Genomic DNA, 17,988 nt, shown 5'->3' with positions numbered 1-17,988 from the left:
ATAAAACTCGTATACACTTGAAAGTAATTATGCCAAAATAAAATGGAACTAATTGAGAGACCTGGTTCTCTTAAGAATACTCTACATAAAGGAGGCTTTTTTCTTGAAAGAGCTACTATATTATCAAGATGTTATGCTACGTGAATTTAGAGCAACAGTTATTAACAGTGGAACTGATAAAGATGGCCGTAACTACGTGGTGCTATCTAATACTGCATTTTATCCAACAGGAGGCGGACAACCTCATGATACAGGTACTTTAAATGATATCAAGGTCATTGATGTTGAGAAAATTAATGATGAAATTCGTCATTATATTCAAGACGGCTCTTCCACTTTAACTGGCGAAGTGCATGGTAAATTAAATTGGCAACGACGATTCGATCATATGCAGCAGCATGCAGGTCAACATATTTTAACAGCGGCCTTTGTCGAGCTTTTTGATGCACCAACTGTTAGCTTCCATTTAGGTAGTGAGCAGGTCACGATTGATATTGCCATGGATGCCCTAACAGAAGAACAGCTTGAAGCCGTGGAAGTCCGTGCCAATGAAATTATTCTAGAGAATCGCCCAATTGAAACGAAATGGATTACAGAAAAAGAACTTGAAAACTATAGCCTTCGTAAAGAGGTAGCCGTCACAGGAGATATTCGACTTGTTATTATTCCTGATTTTGATTACAACGGCTGTGGTGGTACCCATCCGATATCCACAGGACAAGTAAGTGCTATAAAAATCCTTGGCACAGAAAAAATGAAGGGTAATATTCGCGTCTCCTTTGTCTGCGGTCACAGAGTTTTAGCAGAGCTTACAATGCGAAAGAAAGTACTAGCTGACGTTGCAAGACAATTAAGTGTACCTGAAGTTGAAGCATCTACAGCACTTACAAAAGTCTTAACAACACAGAAAAATACAGAAAAAGCACTTGTGGCAGCAAAAGAGGGGCTACTAAATTATGAAGCAAAAGCGCTAGTTTCTAGTAAAAAACGTATTATTACTGCTGCCTTTACTCAGCGTACTATGCAAGAGCTTCAAAAATTAGCTCGGACTGTTGTCGCTGAGCAGGCAGACGCTATCGTAGTACTAGTTTCAGAAAATGAAGACAAGCTTCAGTTTGTCGCAGCACGTGGCGCAAAGGTTGCGAAAAGTATGAAAGACATTGCTGCAAAAGCACTGCCACTCGTAAATGGAAAAGGCGGCGGCACTTGCTGCACGTTCTATTGCGACTATCTTCCCTATCAATGATTGTTCACAGACATTTGCTCAGTTGACGTAATCAATTCCTCAGCACCCTGCATTTATCCACATATTATCAACAATTAATCCACAATTCCCCCACAATTTATCTCAATTACATCAAATCAATTCACCATTTGGATTAAATTAAAAATTTTTCCATAGATACCTGATTATAATTTACTTTTTTTGCTGATTATAAAAAATAGAATAGTTTCTATACATTTTGAGGGGAGGATTTCGATGAGTTCGGAAAAGGATGTTTCACGTCGTGATTTTTTAAAAACAACAGGGATTGCAGCAGGTACATTAGTCGGTGGTGGATTAATAGGAGGTCTTGTAGGCTATAACATGCCCGGTAAAGGAACTGCCACGCTAGAGCATGATCAGCATGGAACTGCTACTGAAGAGACTGGCTCGCCAAAAGCTAAAATGTTTTTTATGAATCAACGAGATTTTAATATTTTAGCAAATGCTACTGAACGTATTTTCCCTGAGGATGATTTAGGTCCAGGAGCAAAGGGCTTAGATGTGCCTTACTTTATCGATCACCAGCTAGCAGGACAATATGGAAGTAATTCTAAAGAATATATGCATGGACCATTTGGTGAGGGTGCTCCAACACAAGGTTATCAGAGTCGTTTAACCCGCGCAGAGATTTTTAAACAAGGTGTTCAAAAGTTAGAGTCGGAAGCACAGAATCGCTATAAAAAGAGCTTTAATGATATTGATAGTAAGCAAATGGATGAAATTTTAACTGCCTTCCAGAAAGGTGACGTGCAAATGAGTGGTGTCACATCTGCTTTCTTCTTTACTTTATTACGTGCAGCAACATTAGAAGGTGCTTACTCTGACCCTATATATGGCGGTAATCGTAATATGGATGGCTGGCGTATGAAAGGCTTTCCTGGTCATCAAATGGCATATATTACTCAAATCGAAGATCCGAAATTCCAAAAAATTGAGCCTAATTCATTAGGTAGCCACTAATATAAGGGGGTTAGAAAATGGCAACAACATTACCAGGTGTAGACGTTGTTACAGTCGGGGTAGGTTGGACCGGCGGCATTGTCGCTGCAGAGTGCTCGAAGGCAGGCTTAAAGGTCGTTGGTTTAGAACGCGGACAAAAGCGTGGCACAGAAGATTATCTAACTATCCATGACGAGTATCGTTATGCAATTCGTTACGATATAATGCAAAATCTTGCAAAGGAAACTATAAGCTTCCGTAATAATCGCAATATGAAGGCATTGCCTATGCGTCAGCTCGGTTCCTTTTTACTTGGTGAAGGGCTTGGTGGCTCTGGTACACACTGGAACGGTATGACGTATCGCTTCTTACCATATGATTTTCAAATTAAAACATTAACAGACAAACATTATGGTCCGAAAAAGCTTGGACCAGATTATTTATTACAGGACTGGGGATTAACATACGATGAACTTGAGCCCTATTTCGACAAATTCGAAAAAACGGCAGGTATTTCCGGAGATGATAAAAATCCATTTAGCGGAAAACGTTCAAATCCTTATCCGACTGGGCCTATGAAAATGACACCGATGCTTACGCAATTTGAAACAGCTGCAAAAAAACTAAAATTATCACCATACATGGTACCATCTGCAAACGTATCAGAAGTTTATAAGAATCCTGACGGTGAAACGATTAATGCTTGTCAATATTGCGGCTTCTGTGAGCGCTTCGGCTGTGAATATGGTGCCAAATCATCTGCAGAGATTACTGTTGTTCCTACTGCATTAAAAACAGGTAATTTTGACTTACGCTATAATTCCAATGTTGTTGAAATCTTAAAGAAAGGCAATAAAATAACTGGTGTCCGATACATCGATACGATATCTGGTGAAGAATTTATTCAACCAGCAAACGCTGTTGTACTCACTAGTTATGTTTTTAATAATGCCAAACTATTGATGGTCTCTAACATTGGAGAACGATATGATCCGGCTACTGGAAAAGGGACACTTGGAAGAAACTACTGCTATCAAATATTACCTGGAGCAGCAGGATTCTTTGATGAGCAATATAACACATTTATGGGTGCAGGTTCACTCGGTATGAGTATAGATGACTATAACGGTGATAATTTCGATCATAGTGACTTAGATTTTATTCACGGTGGAAATATAGCTCTAACACAAACAGGTGCACGCCCTATCGGCTCCAACCCAACACCTCCTGATACACCAACATGGGGATCAGAATTTAAAAAACAATCTATTCATTACTATACACGCTCATTCGGAATTGGTGCACAAGGTGCTTCGATGCCACATAAAGAAAATTATTTGTCTCTTGATTCTACGTATAAGGATGCTTACGGCTTACCTCTAATGCAGTTAACGTACAACTTTACAGATCAGGATCGTGCACTTCATAAATATATTTCAGCCCGTGCAGCTGACATTATGAAAGAAATGGGCGCCAAAACTGTTGTCCCAAATGCTGAAATAACTGATTACAATATTGTACCGTATCAAACAACCCATAATACAGGTGGAACAGTTATGAGCTTAAAGCCAGAGGATGGCGTTGTGAATAACTACCTGCAGCATTGGAATGTAGAAAATCTTTTTGCTGTGAGTGCCGGAAACTTCGCACACAATAGTGGTTATAATCCAACTGGTACGTTAGGGGCACTAGCCTATCGCTGCGCAGAGGGTGTCGTGAAATATAGCAAATCAGGTGGTTCATTAGTTTAAAAGGAAACGCTATAGCTAGACATTTTATTCAAAGGAGGCAAGACTATGGGAGGTCTTGGAGCAATTGGTGTACCTGGGTTAATCATCATTTTAGTAATTGTTTTAATCGTGTTTGGTCCGAAAAAATTACCAGAAATCGGCGGTGCAGTCGGTAAAACATTTGCGGAGTTCAAAAAGTCCACGAAGGGGCTTATCGATGATGAGGATGATTCAGCGAAAAAAGAAGAAAAAAAATCTGACGCTTCGTAGGAGGTTGTCCTATGGATCCATATGAAGAAGGAAAAAGAAAATATTTAAGTCCACTTGATAAGAAAGAAGCTGAGCCTCTCACACCTGTAGAGGCTTTTGTTGAAGTTCCAGTAGTGACAATTGAAGAGGATACGGAAGTCGAGGGACCACTTTTTCCAATAGCATCATTGCTTGAACATCTTACTGAACTGCGAAAACAAATTATTAAAGGGCTTATCGTATTTATTCTATTTTTTATTATTGTATTCTCTACCATTAATATTTGGTTTCCTTATGTAACTCGAGGACATTCACTAATTATTTTAGGGCCTTTAGAGGTTGTCAAATTTTATATGACGATTTCCACAACACTAGCATTCGGGCTATCTATGCCGTTTTTAGTTCATTTTTTGTGGAGCTTCGTTAAGCCAGGTTTAAAAGAAGAAGAAAGCCGTTTCCTCGGTCTTTATGCACCTGTCATGCTTGTACTCTTTTTATTAGGCGTAGCTTTCGGTTACTTTATTGTGAATCCACTTAGCTACTCGTTTTTAGTAAGTATAGGGGCAACTAATTTTGATATTATGGTATCAGCAAATGAATACATGCATTTTTTAATAATGACAACTGTACCACTCGGACTACTCTTTGAACTACCAATCGTAGCTCTCTTTTTATCGTCCATTGGTATATTAACGGCTGAATCCATGAAAAAAATACGAGGCTGGTCTTATATCGGGATGGGCGTTGGTTCTGCTTTGATTACACCACCTGATTTTATTAGTCAGCTACTCGTCTTATTTCCAATGATTATTTTATATGAAATAAGCATCTATCTCGTTAAACGTATAGAGCGTAAACAAATTGAAAGCACTGCGTAGCAAAACGCAGTGCTTATTTTTTCTTTAATTCCATGACAAGAATCTCTGGTGGATTAAAAATTCGAATAGGTACTGTACTATTACCTAACCCTCGACTAACGGCCATAGTTGTTGTTCCTTCCTCAACAACGCCTGCCGTATATTTTGGGAATATTCCCTGTCCTCGTGCGAAAAGACCGCCAATACCAGGAATTCGAACTTGTCCGCCATGTGCATGTCCTGCAAATACTAAATCAATTCCAAACTCCACATACGTATTAAACACTTCTGGTCGATGCGCTAGTAAAATCGTTAATACATTGGGTGGAACATTTTTTGTTGCTATCTTTAGCATTTCTTTCGTTGTTCTACCCGATAACGGATCTTCTATGCCAACAATCGCCAAGCGCTCCCCGTCGCGCTCAATGATGGTCGATTCATTGGACAATACATGTACACCTAACGATGATAGTTCCTCATAAATAACGTTCACTTTATTCGTCGCTACTTCATGGTTTCCTAGTACATAATAGACATCCGCTAATTTAACTAATCCTCTAACAGCCTGCAAGCTTCGCTCCAAATTATAACGATTACTATCAACTAAATCACCTGTAATAAAAATCAGGTCAGGATTTGTTGTCTTCACCTTTGCAATGAGTTTCTCTTGCTGTTCGCCAAAGAGAGCATCCTGTAAATCTGTTATTTGCGTAATGCGTAGCCCATCAAAGCTGGCGGGCACTTTTTCTGACTCGAATTCATGCTTGCTTACAACCAGCCAATGATTGTTTACGTACAAAAAAATGACTATAAAAACAACAAAAAAAGCTACATATAATAATTTTTTCAATCGCAATCGCTCACCCTAGGCTACTTTTTCATCAGATCAATACTGAATGCAGATAAAAATCTGCCCCCCCTATTATAAGCATAAAACAAAGTAATTGTAAGCACATACACATAAAATCATTAGATTGCACAAAAAGAGTTACTCTAAACGTTACATTTAAAGTAAATAAAAAAACGCATTTAGACACTCCTTTCAGAAAGTCTAAATGCATTTCCCGTTTATAATACTTTTTCTAAGAAATCTTTCGCGCGCTGTGTAGATGGTGATGTGAAAAACTCTTCTGGTGATGCATCCTCAATTAACTTTCCGCCATCAAGGAATAGTATACGGTCAGCCACTTCACGTGCAAAGCCCATCTCATGCGTTACGATTAACATCGTCATCCCCGTATCAGCAAGATTTTTCATAACAGCCAATACCTCTTTTACCATCTCAGGATCAAGAGCTGAGGTAGGCTCGTCAAATAAAATTACTTTTGGATCCATTGCAAGTGCTCGAGCAATGGCAACACGTTGCTTCTGCCCTCCTGATAGACGGTTTGGATATTCATTGCGCTTTTCAAATAGGCCCACCTTCGTTAATAAATCTTCAGCCTTTTTGATAGCAGCTGCCTTATCCATTCCTTTTACATTAATCGGTGCGTATGTTAAATTTTCAAGTACCGTTTTATGAGGGAAAAGATGAAAATGCTGAAATACCATACCGACTTCTTCACGGATCTTCATAATGTTTGTCCCTTTGTCCGTTAGAACGTCGCCAGCAATTGTAATCTTTCCGCTCGTTGGCTCTTCTAATAAATTTAAGCAGCGCAGGAATGTTGATTTACCAGATCCTGATGGTCCAATAATAGCAATTACTTCTTTTTCTTTAATTTCTGTTGAAATACCCTTCAGTACTTCGTTTTGTCCAAATGATTTGTGTAAATCTTCAATTTTAATCACTTTTTCTCATTCCTTTCTCAATTCGTTTACCAAGGAACGTTAATACAAGCGTCATAATGTAGTAGATCACACCCGCAAATAGTAAAGGCTCAAGATAGCGATATGTTGAACCACCTACAATGTAAGCACGGCGCATAATATCAAGTGCACTAATAACTGTGACAACAGCTGTTTCTTTATTTAATGTAATAAACTCATTCACTAAAGATGGTAATATATTTTTTACGGCTTGTGGGATAATAATATCTTTCATCATTTTTGCATATGGAATACCTAGCGCTTGTGCCGCTTCCATTTGCCCTTTATCAACCGCATTAATACCAGCGCGAATGATTTCAGAAATATAAGCACCTGAGTTTAACCCGAATGCAATAATAGCCGTTGGAACTGGGTCAATTTGAATATCTAATAACTGTGGCACCGCATAGTAAATAATCATTAATTGTAATACGAGCGGTGTGCCACGGAAAATCGATGTATAAAAATCTGCAAACCAACGCAAAACATTCACTTTACCGATTTTGCATAATGCTAGTAATATACCAACTATAAAACCGATGATTGATGCACCTAATGCAATTTGAAGTGTAACGCCTATCCCTTTTAATATATAAGGAATAGAGGGAATGATAGCTGTAAAATCTAAATTCACAGCGTCCCCTCCTTTCTTGTTCTCTTTTAAGGAAACGTAAGCGATAGCTCGAAATAGAGCTATCGCAGTTTCAACTTACTTATTTAACTTTTAACCATTTATCTTCTAGCTCTTTAATTTTACCTTCATCAGCTAATTCTTTTAATGCTTTGTTAATTTTATCTTTAAGATCGCTGCCTTTTTGAACAGCGATTGCTTTAAAGTCTTCAGGTTGCTCTTTAACTGGGAAGGCATCTAGTTTATCGTTCGTATCAAGATAACCTTTTGCTACACCACTTTCTACAATCCCGGCATCTAAACGCTTAGACATCATGTCTTGAATAATTTCTGGAATTCGTGTACGTCCTTCAACGCTTGCATCTACTTCTTTTGCAATTTTATTACCTAAAGTTTCTTGGATAGAAGCGTTTTGAACACCAATTTTTTTACCCGCTAAATCAGATTCTTTTTTAATTCCACTATCCTTTTTCACGATAAACACTTGCTCTGTTTGATTATATTTATCAGAGAAATCTACAACTTGTTCACGTTCTTCATTAGGTGACATACCAGAAATAACAATATCCACTTTACCTGCTTGTAGAGCTGGCACTAGACTATTGAAGTCAATATCTTGAACCTGCACTTCTGCCCCAATTTTTTCACCAACTAATTTAATTAAATCAATATCAAAACCAATAATATCTTCACCCTTTGCAGCGTCAACATACTCAAATGGTGCATAATCAGATGAAGTACCTACTTTTAATACTTGCTTTTGTTCTGTGCCTTCGCCAGCATTTGAATTTTTATCGCTCGCCTTATCATCTTTTGCGCCACATGCCGCTAGTACACCAATTACTAGAACAAGCATTAGCATGAAAAATTTATTCTTCATATTCAATGATCTCCTTTTATTTATGTTTTTTGTCTATGAAAATTTAAGTTCTTGAAAATACTTGAATGGATATTTATTCACTTTAGAGAATAAAAATCTATCTGCTAATAAGATATACTCTTTTGAAATAATAATCAAGCTAAATTGAAAATTTTTAGACAAAACATTATAAACATAATTTTTCGACAAATCAATCTACTTAGATTCCCCTATAAACAATAAGCTCATCACCATAACGTATGGTTGATTTCCGTTCCGGCTGGGCGCTTTCCTGGAGGCGTCCAGCCTCCACTCCAATCAACTTATACATGGCGTCAAATGCAATCCCAAACTTTTGATTATGAACATGTTTAAGCAGTTTTATTCAACAAAGACCCCCAAACATGGAGGTCAGTCACTTATTTTTCATCTGCAAATAGTTTTTCCTTTAACTCATCCTCCCCAGACCCTTCTGCTAAAGGTACGCGAGAGCGATACGCTGCACGACATATTAAATGTCCTGCTACAGGAGCTGTTACAAAAACGAAGATAATTCCTAAAATTAAACGTACACTCACATATCCATCATGTACCCAAAAGTAAATAAATGCGCCTAATAGACATGTTAAGACCGACAATGTCGAACTTTTTGTTGCAGCATGTGAGCGTGTGTATACGTCAGGTAAACGAATCATCCCAAATGCGCTAATAACACTTACAATGGAGCCAATCAATATAAGTATAACTGCCGCCCATTCAATCATTTGATTTACGTTCAACAATCACACCTCTTTCAATATATTTCGTAAATGCAATCGTGCCGATAAAAGCTAAAATACCTAATATTAAAATGGCTTCTAAATACGCCTTTGTTTTCAATATAATTGAGACGATAGCGATTGCTGAAAGTAGATTAACACCTATTGTATCAAGTGCAATAGCACGGTCAGGCAATGAAGGACCTCGAATCACACGAAATAGCGACAACGCAATCGATACACTGAATAATGCAAGAGCCAAAAGTAAAATTTTATCAATCATTAACGTGTCACCTCCATGATCGCTTGTTCAAATTTCCCTATTGAACGAATGACAGCTTCTTTCGATTGTTCAATATCCATTGCATGAATATAAAACAGATCTCCTTCTTCAGAAACTTCCATCACGACTGAACCTGGAGTCAGAGTGAGCAACAACGCAAGAGCTGTTATTTCCCAATCTCCTTTAAGCGCTGTTTTATACGTAAATATTCCAGGAGTAATAGTGAGCTTCGGAGTAGTAATTTGTCTTAATACGCTGTAACTCGATAATAGTAGCTCCCAATTAAAGAGCCATAATAACTTAATGATTGAAAACACACGTCGTAAATAAAATTGTGTGCCGTAAAAGCGATGCATAGCATATAAAATCCCTATTCCGACGATAAACCCCATTAAAAATGTCGAAAACTGCGGTATAACTTCATCCTGTAACAATAGCCAAAGTGCTGCGATAAATAAATTTAAGATAAATTGCATCGCCATTATTTATTCACCTCACATTGCCATGTTGTGCCATCTAGCACTGCATCAATATAGATTGATGGCGTGTAGAGTGTTTTTGCTGCATCTGTTACATACGGAGCCATCCATTCAGCTCCAATTCCTAAAGCAATTGTACAAGCTGCCAACAATGTTAATGGTAAGACCATACGCTTTGGTAACGGCTTTTCATCCTCTAGACTAATAATCGTTTCCCCAAAGAAAGAGGAAAGAAAAATTCGTAATAGTGAATACAAAACAATTAAACTAGATAAAAACCCTAGCCCTAGTAGAACAAAATTTCCTCCCTCAATAGCTCCTTGTCCAATTAAAACCTTGCCTAAAAAGCCACTTAATGGTGGTATCCCAGCAAGGGAACACATGACAATAAAGAATAACCAGCCAAATAGAGGGTAATTTCGAATAAGCCCACTCATTTTATCAATAACCGTTTCGCCAGTAACATACATCATCATGCCAACTGCTAAAAACAGCATAGCCTTAGCTACCATATCATGCATCAAATAGTATGTTACGCCCTGTAAAGCAGACTCCGTACCAATCGCTAGACCAGCTACTATAAAGCCAACACCAATCAGGACGTTATAAGCGGCAATTGTTCTTACATCTCGCCCTGCCAGTGCTCCCATACATCCAGCAATAATCGTAAGTCCCGCCATAATTCCTAGCACCATATGAGTCACTTCAGTATTATTTGGGAAAAGTAATGTAAAGGTACGGACGAGCGCATAAATTCCAACCTTCGTTAATAATGCTGCAAAAAGTGCACCTATAGCTGTTGGAGGTACGCTGTATGAGCCTGGAAGCCAGAAGAATAACAATAGGCCAGCCTTCAAGCTAAAGACAATTAAGAAAATAAGACCCACAGTCGTTATAAGTGGGTTAGCTCCTGCCTCCATAACACGGACAGAAATATGTGCCATATTCAACGTTCCAACGGTTCCATATAAAAAAGCTAATGCCACTAGGAAAATCCAAGATGCAACAATATTGATCAGCACATATTTTAACGCCTCGCGCAGTTGAACTTTATCGCCACCTAAACTAATGAGTGCGTAAGAAGCAAGTAACATAACCTCAAAGCACACAAACAAGTTAAAAATATCCCCCGTTAGAAACGAGCCGTTAACTCCCGCTATCATAAGTAGGACAAACGGGTAAAAATACATCTTCTCAAAGCGCTTACCGATTGTAAAAATGGCATATAACAAACAAATGGCTGCCACAATATTCGCTACTAATACAAGGAGCATGGCGAATGAATCAGCAACAAATAAAATGCCAAATGGTGGTGCCCAGCCACTAAAATCAATACGCATCACACCTTGTTTCTGAATCTCTTGTAATAAAATGACACTAATAAGGACAACAAAGCTTAATGTCAATAAACTAATGATGCGCTGTAAAAAAACATTTTCACGTAAAAACACAAGTAAAATCGCCGTAATAACCGGCACAATTAATGGTAAAACAATCATATTACTCATCCGGCGTACCTCTCATTTCATCAAAATTCGCCGAACCGTTCGTTTTATAGGCTCGGTAACCGAGAACAAGCACGAACGCCGTTACCGCAAAGCTAATCACAATTGCAGTTAAAATTAATGCTTGCGGCAGAGCATCTGTGTAAGGACCTTCTGATTCTTCTAAAAGTGGTACATCCCCCTTTTTCAGTCCACCCATCGTTAAAATCAGTAAATGTGCTGCATGCGATAAGACCGCAGTTCCTAAAATCACACGTAATAACTGTTTCGAGAGGATTAAGTATGTCGCAACAGCTACTAATACACCAACTAACACTAGTATTAAAGACTCCATTGGCTACTCATCCTCACTTATACTTAAAATAATTGTGACCACAACACCTACTACCGTTAAAGCCACACCTGCCTCGAAAATTGTTACAGTCGAAAAGCCCATTTTCCCGAATATCGGTACATTTATATAACTATGTGTCTGCGTTAAAAACGGAACATCAAAAAATAGTGAGCCGATTGCTGTGCCTGTAGCTAGTAATACGCCAAGCGCTGCCACTTTTTTAAAATCAAATGGCATCCCTTTATGCACTGTTTCAATGTCATATGCTAAATACAGTAGAACAATTCCAGAGGCCAGTACGAGACCACCTATAAAACCTCCACCAGGAGCATGATGCCCTGCAAAGAATAGATAAATACCTAGGGTTAAAATAATGAAGACGACCGTCTTAGTGACAGTACGTAAAATGACGTCATTTATTTTCATGATCCGTTTCCTCCTTTCGTGGCTTTAGCTTCGTTAATGTATACACTCCTAAGCCCGCAATCAGAAGAACGACAACTTCCAGCATCGTATCAAATGCACGGAAATCACCTAATATTGTGTTGACAATATTTGAACCACCCGCTAATTCGTAGGAATCATTGAAGTAAGTAGCAACTGGCTCAAAGCGATCGAAATGGACAACCGCTAAGCCTATTAATGTAACTGTGGCGCCAACGAAAATGGATATAATCACCTTAGACCATTGCGTTTTTTTGCGAGAGGCTTCAGGCATTAAATCCGGTAAATATTTAAAGCATAGAAGGAATAATGCAGTTGTCACAGATTCAACGACTAATTGGGTTAATGCTAAATCAGGAGCACGGAAAATAACAAAGAAAAATGCGATTGAATAGCCCAGAACGCCATTCAATAACATGGCTGTTACGCGTCCTTTAGCGAAAATCATCCATACTGCGGCAAACATCATTACAAACACTAAAATGAGCTCATAGGACTCTATTGTGGAATCCTTCGCAAAATTAAATGCAGTAGCATCCGACCAAATAAAATATCCTGCAATAAGAGCAATAAAAAATACATAGATATAGACAAAATAATGTGTTAAATTACCTGTCATATAACGATTAGTAAGCTTTGCAGAACTATATTCACTGAACTCAATCATACGATTGTAATACGTATTAAACGTATATCTTTGCGGGAATATCCGATACAAAGGCTTCCAACTTTTTAACGTTTTAAATAAGATGATCCCTATAATAATTACACCAATAGTCATTAACAATTCTGCATTAATGCCATGCCAAGCATGAATATGTGGTGTTAATTCACTAGTTGATGGGAATGTTGGATAAATACTTGCCATAGCAGGCTCTAAAATATAATGCCCTAGCACGTTTGGAAAGAAGAAAATTCCAACTACAAAGACGCATAGAATGATTGGCGAAAGTAGCATACCTAACGGAGCTTCATGCGGTTTTTTATCCAACTTATCAAGCTGTAGTTTTCCGAAAAACGTTCGACTGATTAAAATCAAACAGTAAACAAATGTAAAGATACTTGCCACCCATGCCACTATTGGAAAGAGCAGTCCCAAATCAGTTATTGAAAAGGCCTCTACATCGCGAATAGCTAGTACCGCGGCGAAAAACATTTCTTTACTTAAGAAGCCATTAAATGGAGGTAAACCGGCCATAGAAAATCCGCCAATGACTGCAATTGTGAAAGTTACCGGCATTAAGGCCATTAATCCCCCAAGACGGCGAATATCGCGTGTGCCCGCCTCATGATCGACAATACCAACCATCATGAATAGTGCACCTTTAAACGTGGAGTGATTAATAAGATGAAACAATGCTGCAAAGCTTGCCTGCGTATAAAGAACGCTATTTTCAGCATAACCGTAATAATGACCTACTGATCCTAGCCCAAATAAACTCATAATCAAACCGAGCTGACTAATCGTTGAAAAAGCTAATAACGCCTTTAAATCGGTCTGACGTACAGCATTAAATGAACCCCAGAACAACGTTACAAGGCCAATCACACTTACTAGCCAGAACCAAACAGCCTCTCCTCCAAATACTGGGGAAAAACGCGCAACTAAATATATACCGGCCTTTACCATTGTTGCCGAGTGTAAGTAAGCACTGACAGGTGTTGGCGCCTCCATCGCATCTGGCAACCAAATATGAAAAGGAAACTGTGCAGATTTTGTAAATGCACCGATTAGAATAAGGATTAACGCTGGGATGAACAGTGTATGATCTCGTATAACACCTACATTGGCTACGATTTCACGAATACTAAAAGTACCCGAAGCTACATAGAGCATCAAAAAGCCTGCTAACATGGAAAGGCCACCAAAAACGGTAATTGTCATAGCTTTTCTTGCACCAGCACGAGATGATTTTCGATGATGCCAAAATGCAATTAACAGGAATGAAGATACACTTGTTAGTTCCCAAAATGTGTATAATACCATTAAATTATCTGAAAAGACGACGCCAAGCATAGCGCCCATGAAAAGTAATAAATAGCAGTAAAAATGATGAAGAGATTCTTTCGTTGATAAATAAAAAATAGAATATAAAATGACTAAGCTACCTACACCCGTAATCAGCAAGCCAAAAATCATACTGAGTCCGTCGAGATAAGTTGTGAAATTTATATTAAAAGAGGGAATCCACTCATATGTATGAATAAACGTTTTACCCTCGGCAATTTGAGGAATATAGCGCGCAAGTAAAAGAAACAAGATGAATGGAACGGATAAAACAAACCAGCCAAGATGTGCAACACGCCTTAGTCGCCTATAAAGTAGTGGAATAAGTGCAGCACAGACAATTGGTAAAAGAATCGCAAAGAGAACTGTAACCAAGTGAAAACCTCCTACTAACAATTTCGTTCAGCAACTGCTGGTTGAGATGGTGCGAAAAACTGTATATATGAGAAATAACCAATAATAAAGTATTCCCAAATCTACTGAAGTTACTACTGTTTTATACTTTGCTTCACGCACAAAAATCTATAACAATTGCTCGAGAGCGTTTAACTTCTTTCAGCGGGTGTCACGGAAATCGGAAGGGAGTTAATAAAGGATGTTAGCCTAAAATCATCGCATTCATGCGATAACGGCTAACTGACCTGCATCGGTGCCGCTGCCGCTACGCTTTCGCGCAAAAAACATCTGTTGCTGCCGCTACGTTAGCACTGCGCTTTCGCACAAAAATCATCTGCAGGCCTAAGCATAAAGCCGATTCCGGACGCAATTATGCCGAGGCACAATTGATATAACTCACTGAAAAATACTAAAGCCTTTATGCTTCTTGCCATCCAAAAGGAGACGGCAGATATTGGATGAATAAAGCTAACTAACATATCAGAAATTCTCTTGAAATTTGATTTTTATCACGTATAAAGTGTGTACTCCTTGAATTGAAAAGTAAGTGGTATGTGTTGAAGTAATAGACAATAATAAATAAGGACAAATCTAGTTCATTTCAACATTCAGCGCATATTTTATGGGTGATAGTACTGCATAAAACCAGGGGAACTTTTCAGGCTATAAGCTTCATATCTTGGGAAGCCTGAATAACCAATAGCGTATTTCCTTAAAGCCTTTAGAAAATGGCATGACTTTTGAAGAGAAAAATGTACACACTATTCCTGTCACTATGGCGTACCAAGTCACTTGACTATCTTTTTAACAAACTGCATAATAGTGTGGCATATAGAAGCAAATTGGTTTAGATGCACGAAATGCATGAATCAAATAACTGTAAAGTATAGAGACAACCCAGTTTCCTCAAGGTTTTCCCAATATATTATCATTAACTTTTATACGTTTTTTAGTATACAATATAAATGAGCATAATGCACTGTATCAGTATCGATTTTAACTGTTTTAGGATAATTTTTTCGAAACCGACAGTGAAATTGACAAAATAACGACAAGATAAGAGGTGTTAATTTTTATGAAGCATGTAAAAGGGCGTTTAGACGAAAGTATATTAGTTTGTGTCTACTATGGGCTTAACGGTGAGCGATTAATACGACGTGGTCATAAAATGGCTACAATGTTAGATTGTCCATTATATATTCTTTCAGTCGATTCGCAACCCCTTGATGCCTTTGATGCAGAGAAATCTAGCTACATCGAGCAATGGAAAAAGTTATCTGATGAGCTTGAAATTGAAAAATTCATATTACAAGATAATGAAAAGCGCCCAATACAAAAGGTTATTGCAGAAGTAGCAAAAGATTACGGAATTTCTCAAATCATCGTAGGCCAAAGCGCACAAAGTCGCTGGGAAGAGATTACAAAGGGTTCCTTCCTAAACGTTTTATTAAAAGAGGTTCCTTTTGTTGATTTTCATATCGTAGCTGTCCAACGTCCAACTGACGACGAAGCGAACGATACATATGAAAAAGGTGTGCGTGCTTATTTAATCCAAGAACATGAAGATTTAAAAGTAGCATTTACCTGTCCCAAATATGTATCAATCGAAGGTATATTTTTCAAAGAAATTGGAACTGACTTTGATAATGGCATTTTTAAATTCACTTACAATGATAAAATGCATGAAGTTCACGTATCAGAGGGCTATGTACTAGATAAGGAAAAACTTCCGACTGAATTTTTATCACCATTACGTCAATAATAAAAACACGTTCCCCTAACTGGAGAACGCGTTTTAGCTTATCGATAAAATAATGAATATAAATTAAAGTGTAGCGTTAATCAAAAGTTGATTTTCACTCAGAGTTGGCGCTTTCCGCAGGAGTCGCCACTCTCCGTGAAAAATCAACAGTTCCTCATCATTGGTATGAATAGCAAGCTAAACCAAAATAGTATAATAACTTCGATTAAAATACTAAAAAGATCCAACCTAAATTATTCTCCCAAGACAAGCCTCACCTAGGAGGAAAACAAACTGTTTCGATGTTCCTCGCAAAAAATCACCATACAGCTTTATGCAATTAGGAGTAGCGTTTTTATCTTTCACTCTTACCTAAGCGTTACACCGCTGAAGCCGGTTTATCCTTAGGTAAGAAAAATGCTACTAGTAATAATACTGGTAGTAAAGATACGACCATCATCGTAAAATCAATACCCCTATGATCCATTAATACACCAATTACCATCGCACCTATTGCACCCATTCCGAAAGCAAAACCAGTTGTTAAACCAGCCATTGTCCCAATTTTTGTCGGAACAAGCTCTTGTGCGTAGACAACTGTTACCGAGAAGCTAATCATAATGAGTGTACCGATAATTACTAAAAATATCATTGCTGCCCATAACGGTACATAAGGCAACGCTAAACAAAATGGCATCGGTACAACAACGGACAGTAAAATAACGTTTTTTCTACCAATTCGATCTGATAATGAACCTCCGAAAAATGTGCCAACGACGCCAAATGCCATAAAGGTGAAAATTAAAATTTGTCCAAGGCGAAGACTAACACCATAATGATCCATTAAATAAAATACATAAAAACTTGTAATATTAGTTGTATAAAATGATCTCGCAAAAATAATAGTAAATAGTAACGTCAACGCAATGCCTACTTGTTTCTTTGTTAATGGAGGCAAGTTAGAAACCAACACTCGTTTTTTCTTTGCCACACGTTCTTGCTCCAACTGCTTTTTATACCACACTGCAATTTTGCTCAATATAACAATACCTATTGCTGCCACTACTAAGACAATCGCGGCACCACGTTGTCCAAGCAAAGCAAAAATATAAGCACTAATTAGTGGTGCGAGTGCTTGCCCAGAGTTACCGCCAACCTGATAAATCGATTGAGCAAGTCCTCTTTTTGAGCCTGCCGCCATGAATGAAACACGTGAACCTTCAGGATGGAAAATAGCTGAGCCAAACCCTAAAAATAATACTGCAATAATAATTATCCAATATTGTGATGTAAACGCTATAATAGCAATGCCTATGAATGAACTTATCATACCAATCGGTAGAGCGTAAGGCATCGGCTTTTTATCGCTAGCAAAACCAATAACAGGCTGCAAAGCAGAAGCAAACATATTTAATGCGAACGAAATAAGACCTATTTGTGTGAAAGTTAACCCTAAATCACTCTTCAATATCGGGAACATCGCTGGAATAACAGCCTGCATCGTATCATTGATAAGATGGGCAACAGCTATTGCAATCATTATTGGATAGACTGGATTGTTAAAATTCTCTATTTTCTTATTCATGTCGCCACCTACTTTCCAATTTTATTCAATTTCCATTTATAAGAGATCGTTGCATACTATTGATCTTTTTGCACAAGCTATTCATTGAAAATAGCAGTTTTAAGGGAGTTGATT

At 38.0% G+C, this 17,988-nt stretch carries 18 protein-coding genes; 6 read left to right on the top strand and 12 right to left on the bottom strand.

The window, feature by feature from the left end; translation table 11 throughout:
- The first annotated feature begins 103 nt into the window (after positions 1-103).
- From ACQKOF_RS13300 to tatC, 5 genes are all read left to right on the top strand, one after another.
- Entirely contained in the window at positions 104-1,246 is a 1,143-nt protein-coding gene (locus ACQKOF_RS13300; protein ID WP_427557668.1) for an alanyl-tRNA editing protein, read from the top strand.
- A gap of 234 nt (positions 1,247-1,480) precedes the next feature.
- A complete protein-coding gene (locus ACQKOF_RS13295) occupies positions 1,481-2,227 on the top strand; it encodes a gluconate 2-dehydrogenase subunit 3 family protein (protein WP_427557665.1) in 747 nt (248 codons plus the stop codon).
- Between the two features lie 17 nt (positions 2,228-2,244).
- The gene (locus ACQKOF_RS13290) at positions 2,245-3,957 is read left to right on the top strand and encodes a GMC family oxidoreductase (RefSeq protein ID WP_427557662.1); all 1,713 of its coding nucleotides are present in this window, start codon (positions 2,245-2,247) and stop codon (positions 3,955-3,957) included.
- A gap of 45 nt (positions 3,958-4,002) precedes the next feature.
- Positions 4,003-4,206 (top strand): twin-arginine translocase TatA/TatE family subunit, encoded by a 204-nt coding sequence (tatA, locus tag ACQKOF_RS13285; protein ID WP_100546241.1) that lies wholly within the window; start codon positions 4,003-4,005, stop codon positions 4,204-4,206.
- A gap of 11 nt (positions 4,207-4,217) precedes the next feature.
- The gene (tatC, locus tag ACQKOF_RS13280; protein ID WP_427557659.1) at positions 4,218-5,063 is read left to right on the top strand and encodes a twin-arginine translocase subunit TatC; all 846 of its coding nucleotides are present in this window, start codon (positions 4,218-4,220) and stop codon (positions 5,061-5,063) included.
- Between the two features lie 13 nt (positions 5,064-5,076).
- On the opposite strand, the gene ACQKOF_RS13275 is transcribed toward tatC, so the two are convergent.
- From ACQKOF_RS13275 to ACQKOF_RS13225, 11 genes are all read right to left on the bottom strand, one after another.
- Positions 5,077-5,892: a metallophosphoesterase gene (locus tag ACQKOF_RS13275; RefSeq protein ID WP_370045425.1), complete on the bottom strand. Its 816-nt coding sequence runs from the start codon at positions 5,890-5,892 to the stop codon at positions 5,077-5,079.
- A 218-nt stretch (positions 5,893-6,110) separates the two neighbouring features.
- On the bottom strand, positions 6,111-6,833 hold the full coding sequence (locus tag ACQKOF_RS13270; protein ID WP_427557656.1) for an amino acid ABC transporter ATP-binding protein: 723 nt from the start codon (positions 6,831-6,833) through the stop codon (positions 6,111-6,113).
- The gene (locus tag ACQKOF_RS13265) at positions 6,826-7,485 is read right to left on the bottom strand and encodes an amino acid ABC transporter permease (protein WP_370045421.1); all 660 of its coding nucleotides are present in this window, start codon (positions 7,483-7,485) and stop codon (positions 6,826-6,828) included. Before ACQKOF_RS13265 ends, ACQKOF_RS13270 begins: the two co-directional genes overlap by 8 nt.
- A 79-nt stretch (positions 7,486-7,564) precedes the next feature.
- On the bottom strand, positions 7,565-8,362 hold the full coding sequence (locus tag ACQKOF_RS13260; RefSeq protein ID WP_427557652.1) for a transporter substrate-binding domain-containing protein: 798 nt from the start codon (positions 8,360-8,362) through the stop codon (positions 7,565-7,567).
- 398 nt (positions 8,363-8,760) lie between these two features.
- The gene (locus tag ACQKOF_RS13255; RefSeq protein WP_400728706.1) at positions 8,761-9,120 is read right to left on the bottom strand and encodes a Na+/H+ antiporter subunit G; all 360 of its coding nucleotides are present in this window, start codon (positions 9,118-9,120) and stop codon (positions 8,761-8,763) included.
- Positions 9,098-9,382 (bottom strand): Na(+)/H(+) antiporter subunit F1, encoded by a 285-nt coding sequence (locus ACQKOF_RS13250; RefSeq protein WP_079562764.1) that lies wholly within the window; start codon positions 9,380-9,382, stop codon positions 9,098-9,100. The genes ACQKOF_RS13255 and ACQKOF_RS13250 overlap by 23 nt, the downstream gene beginning before the upstream one ends.
- Positions 9,382-9,864 carry a Na+/H+ antiporter subunit E gene (locus tag ACQKOF_RS13245; RefSeq protein ID WP_427557648.1) on the bottom strand — a complete coding sequence of 161 codons (483 nt, stop codon included), beginning with the start codon at positions 9,862-9,864 and terminating at the stop codon, positions 9,382-9,384. The genes ACQKOF_RS13250 and ACQKOF_RS13245 overlap by 1 nt, the downstream gene beginning before the upstream one ends.
- Entirely contained in the window at positions 9,864-11,369 is a 1,506-nt protein-coding gene (locus ACQKOF_RS13240; protein ID WP_427557646.1) for a Na+/H+ antiporter subunit D, read from the bottom strand. Before ACQKOF_RS13240 ends, ACQKOF_RS13245 begins: the two co-directional genes overlap by 1 nt.
- A complete protein-coding gene (locus ACQKOF_RS13235) occupies positions 11,362-11,700 on the bottom strand; it encodes a Na(+)/H(+) antiporter subunit C (protein ID WP_387085367.1) in 339 nt (112 codons plus the stop codon). Before ACQKOF_RS13235 ends, ACQKOF_RS13240 begins: the two co-directional genes overlap by 8 nt.
- Before the next feature lie 3 nt (positions 11,701-11,703).
- On the bottom strand, positions 11,704-12,126 hold the full coding sequence (locus ACQKOF_RS13230; RefSeq protein WP_349661496.1) for a Na(+)/H(+) antiporter subunit B: 423 nt from the start codon (positions 12,124-12,126) through the stop codon (positions 11,704-11,706).
- Positions 12,113-14,527: a Na+/H+ antiporter subunit A gene (locus ACQKOF_RS13225; RefSeq protein WP_427557643.1), complete on the bottom strand. Its 2,415-nt coding sequence runs from the start codon at positions 14,525-14,527 to the stop codon at positions 12,113-12,115. The genes ACQKOF_RS13230 and ACQKOF_RS13225 overlap by 14 nt, the downstream gene beginning before the upstream one ends.
- A gap of 1,096 nt (positions 14,528-15,623) precedes the next feature.
- Between ACQKOF_RS13225 and ACQKOF_RS13220 the strand changes: the two genes are divergently transcribed.
- Positions 15,624-16,310, top strand: a complete 687-nt coding sequence (locus ACQKOF_RS13220; RefSeq protein ID WP_427557640.1) for a histidine kinase — start codon at positions 15,624-15,626, stop codon at positions 16,308-16,310.
- Between the two features lie 358 nt (positions 16,311-16,668).
- On the opposite strand, the gene ACQKOF_RS13215 is transcribed toward ACQKOF_RS13220, so the two are convergent.
- Entirely contained in the window at positions 16,669-17,874 is a 1,206-nt protein-coding gene (locus tag ACQKOF_RS13215) for an MFS transporter (protein ID WP_427557637.1), read from the bottom strand.
- Positions 17,875-17,988 lie beyond the last annotated feature (114 nt).

Source organism: Lysinibacillus sp. NPDC093190 (assembly GCF_050280425.1).
In the GTDB taxonomy this organism is placed as follows: domain Bacteria; phylum Bacillota; class Bacilli; order Bacillales_A; family Planococcaceae; genus Lysinibacillus.
Note: the sequence above shows the minus strand (reverse complement) of the source record. Positions and strands in the feature narration are given on the sequence as shown.

Coding starts and splice junctions, on each gene's coding strand:
- ACQKOF_RS13295 (WP_427557665.1), top strand. CDS start 1,481: ATGAGTTCGGAAAAGGATGTTTCACGTCGTGATTTTTTAAAAACAACA.
- ACQKOF_RS13250 (WP_079562764.1), bottom strand. CDS start 9,382: ATGATTGATAAAATTTTACTTTTGGCTCTTGCATTATTCAGTGTATCG.
- ACQKOF_RS13215 (WP_427557637.1), bottom strand. CDS start 17,874: ATGAATAAGAAAATAGAGAATTTTAACAATCCAGTCTATCCAATAATG.
- ACQKOF_RS13240 (WP_427557646.1), bottom strand. CDS start 11,369: ATGAGTAATATGATTGTTTTACCATTAATTGTGCCGGTTATTACGGCG.
- tatC (WP_427557659.1), top strand. CDS start 4,218: ATGGATCCATATGAAGAAGGAAAAAGAAAATATTTAAGTCCACTTGAT.
- ACQKOF_RS13220 (WP_427557640.1), top strand. CDS start 15,624: ATGAAGCATGTAAAAGGGCGTTTAGACGAAAGTATATTAGTTTGTGTC.
- ACQKOF_RS13260 (WP_427557652.1), bottom strand. CDS start 8,362: ATGAAGAATAAATTTTTCATGCTAATGCTTGTTCTAGTAATTGGTGTA.
- tatA (WP_100546241.1), top strand. CDS start 4,003: ATGGGAGGTCTTGGAGCAATTGGTGTACCTGGGTTAATCATCATTTTA.
- ACQKOF_RS13230 (WP_349661496.1), bottom strand. CDS start 12,126: ATGAAAATAAATGACGTCATTTTACGTACTGTCACTAAGACGGTCGTC.
- ACQKOF_RS13290 (WP_427557662.1), top strand. CDS start 2,245: ATGGCAACAACATTACCAGGTGTAGACGTTGTTACAGTCGGGGTAGGT.
- ACQKOF_RS13235 (WP_387085367.1), bottom strand. CDS start 11,700: ATGGAGTCTTTAATACTAGTGTTAGTTGGTGTATTAGTAGCTGTTGCG.
- ACQKOF_RS13245 (WP_427557648.1), bottom strand. CDS start 9,864: ATGGCGATGCAATTTATCTTAAATTTATTTATCGCAGCACTTTGGCTA.